The following is a 3,001-nucleotide window of genomic DNA, read 5'->3' on the forward strand; positions in this document are numbered from 1 at the left end:
CCCGCACCGACAAGCCCGCCGACAGTGTCACCGAGGGCACCGAGGAGGTGACACCGGCCTTGACCGCCTGATCCACCGACGAGGAATCACGCGACGACGTCGTACACCACCTCACGGGACTTGACCCAGAAACATCCGAGACGAGGACACATGGTGGCCGTGGGCATCAGTGTGCCCGACGTGCGGGCCGTCGGCGAGCAGCCGAGCAATCGATACGCGTATCGACCTGGCGGCGTTCCGGGGCCGGTTCTACGACTGCCTGACCACTCGTCGTGACGCATTGTTCGAGTTGACTGACGCGGTGCTGTGTTCCGGCGGTGCGGTCCGTACCCTCGTCAAGTTGCCCCTGACACCCGAACGCCGTCGCGGTCACGGCGCCCTGTACGACGGCCTGGGCGGATTCGACATCGATCGTCTACGGAACATGATTGCCGCCGAGTCGATCCCACGCGACCGCGAGGGCGCGATCGTGTTGGCCGTCGATGTCAGGGCCTGGCCGCGCCCGGATGCCCGACGAGCCCACAGCGTACGTTCCTCCACGTGTACGGGCGCGGCACGGGACGGGCGCAGCTGATCCCCGGCCGGCAGTACTCGTTCGTCGCCGCGCTCGAGCCGGGTCGCACCTCGTGGACGGCGGTGTTCGACGCAGTCCGCCTGCAGCCGGACGACGATGAAACACTCGTCACCGCAAGACAAGTGCGCAGCGTGGTCGAGCGTCTGCGAGCGGCCGGGCAGCACCGCGACGGTGACCCGGACATCCTCCTGATCTTCGACGCTGGTTACGACCTGCCTCGGCTGGCGGTCGCCCTCACCGACCTTCCGGGGTGGATCCTGGGCCGAATGCGCGGGGACCGCGTGTCGTGCTTCCCGGCGCTGCCGCCGGGCCGCACCGGCGCCACCCCGGCACGGCCCGCAGTTCCGGTTCGCCGACCTGAGCAGCTGGCCCACACCCGCGGCCACCACGAGCACGGTCACCGGCCGGTACGGAACGGCGACGGCCTCCGCATGGAATCAGCTGAACCCGAGGCTCATCCACCAAGGGGTGTGGGCCGAGCATCCCGGAGCACTGCCGATCGTCGAGGGCACGGTAATCCCACTGACCGTCGGCCATCTGCCCGGAACCGGCACCCGGCCCCGGTATGGCTGTGGTACTCGGACCCCACCGTAGGAGGTGACCACGTCGACGGACTGTGGCAGATGTTTCTGCGCCGCTTCTTTCCTCGTGCACACCTTCGAAGAAGTTCAAGCAGGCGTCGGAGTGGACTGCGCCGACGATCCGCCGTCCCGAGACGGCCGATCGCTGGACCTGGATCGTCATCGTGGCGCATGCCCAGCTGCGGCTCGCCCGGCCCGTGGCCGAGGACCTGCGCCGACCCTGGGAGCGACCGCGGCCTCCGGGCCGGCTGACCCTGGCCCGGGTCCGTCGCGGGTGTCGGTGCATCTGCCGGACGATGCCCACTCCGGCCGGTGCGCCGAGACCCTCCCGGCCCGGTCCCGGACGACCCTTCGGCTCGAAGAACACCCGTCCCGCTCCGGATTTCCACGCGGGCAAACGCGTCAGAACCGACATGCAGGAACCGGCCGGTGTAAACCGCACAGGTCAAAAATCAAGCTCAGGGAATGGAGTAGCCGACTACTCGGGCTTACTGTCTCCCGAGCTAAGACGATCAGGTGGTGCAGTAACTACTCGATCAGCGCACAACAACCACGGCGGACGAAGTAGCAGACGCGCGGTGCAATCGGAGTCCGTTGCGGCGATCACTGGCTGATGTATGAGCTCGATAATCTTCGAATTCGAATCGAGTGCTGGAACGCCTCGGCAGAAGCGGTGCGCCCGCTGCGCGAGTAGTGCACCGGACAGCGCGCCGTTTTTCGGCGCAATCTGCAAGATTGTACGACGCGCGAGTCGGATGAACATGCTGCAAATCGTTGGTGGCGACTGCGCCAGCGCACGATCGGGCAGAGATGACATCGCTCACTGGCGACTGCGCCGGACCGCACGGAACACCGAGGGTGGATCGATTGCCCACCCAGGGTGGGTTTCCGGGTGGTCGAGCGAGCGGAAGATAGACAAGGAGGCAAATCTCAGTTTGGAACAAATGAACGGCCATCGGGGAGGCGTGGACGACGTCGGTTACGCGCTCGTGACCTGGGTGGACGGCCCCATGTGGAGGTCCGAACGGCCTCTATGTCGAACAAGTCCATCAATTGATGTCGGTATCCGTGTATGACGGTCTCCTCGAGCGGCCGCTCGGATATCCGGCCGTGGGCCGCGAAAGGATGTACTGCTACAAGATGTTGCGGACCGATCCGGCTGGCGTGACGGTGCTGCCATTCCGGTGGAGTTCTCGAACCGAAAACGCTCCGGGAACGACTTGATCGAGTCGATTTGAAAACTTCCTAGAACTCATAAAGGAGCGAGAAGGAGCAATGCACGAATCGACCATGGTGCGGCACAATCGGGTGTTCGACGACGCCTCGAGCGGCACCCCAAACGATTCCAATGTGCTTTTCGGGCGGCGGCCGGAATGCGCACGAATTGATCAGTTGTTGGCGGAACCCCTGACGGGGGCGAGCGCCGCGCTCGTCATCACCGGGGATCCTGGGATCGGTAAGACAAGCCTGCTGCGCTACGCCCGCGACGGCGCTCGCACACTGAAAGTGTTGTCCGTGAGCGGGGTCGAGGCGGAGACCATGTTCCCGTTTGCAGCGCTAGGACGATTGCTCACGCCCGTCCTTGATCGGCTCGGTTCGCTGCCCGCCGTTCAGGCGGACGCCCTGCGCTGCGCGCTCACGCTCAGCGCGGAACGACCCCGTGACCGCTTCGCTGTGTGCGCGGCGGCATTTCAGTTGCTCGCGACGACGGCCGAGAGATCCCCGACTCTCGTGCTCGTCGATGACGCGCAATGGTTGGATGTCTCCACCGCCGAGGCACTCGCCTTCACTGCACGCCGACTGCGGGCCGAGGGACTCGTGCTGTTGATCGCCACGCGCGACGTCG

The 3,001-nt window shown here is 65.7% G+C and carries 2 protein-coding genes; both read left to right on the top strand.

The features are described from left to right. The first annotated feature begins 301 nt into the window (after nucleotides 1-301). Complete coding sequence (locus AIIKEEIJ_RS33035; protein WP_338020946.1) at nucleotides 302-574, top strand: hypothetical protein; 273 nt, start codon at nucleotides 302-304, stop codon at nucleotides 572-574. Nucleotides 575-2,430: 1,856 nt separating this feature from the next. Continuing rightward, a partial coding sequence (locus tag AIIKEEIJ_RS13270; RefSeq protein ID WP_161995837.1) for an AAA family ATPase occupies nucleotides 2,431-3,001 on the top strand: 571 nt, incomplete at its 3' end.

Origin of the sequence: Rhodococcus sp. YH1, from assembly GCF_009939605.1 — a bacterium.
GTDB classification, from domain to species: Bacteria; Actinomycetota; Actinomycetes; order Mycobacteriales; family Mycobacteriaceae; genus Rhodococcus; species Rhodococcus aetherivorans.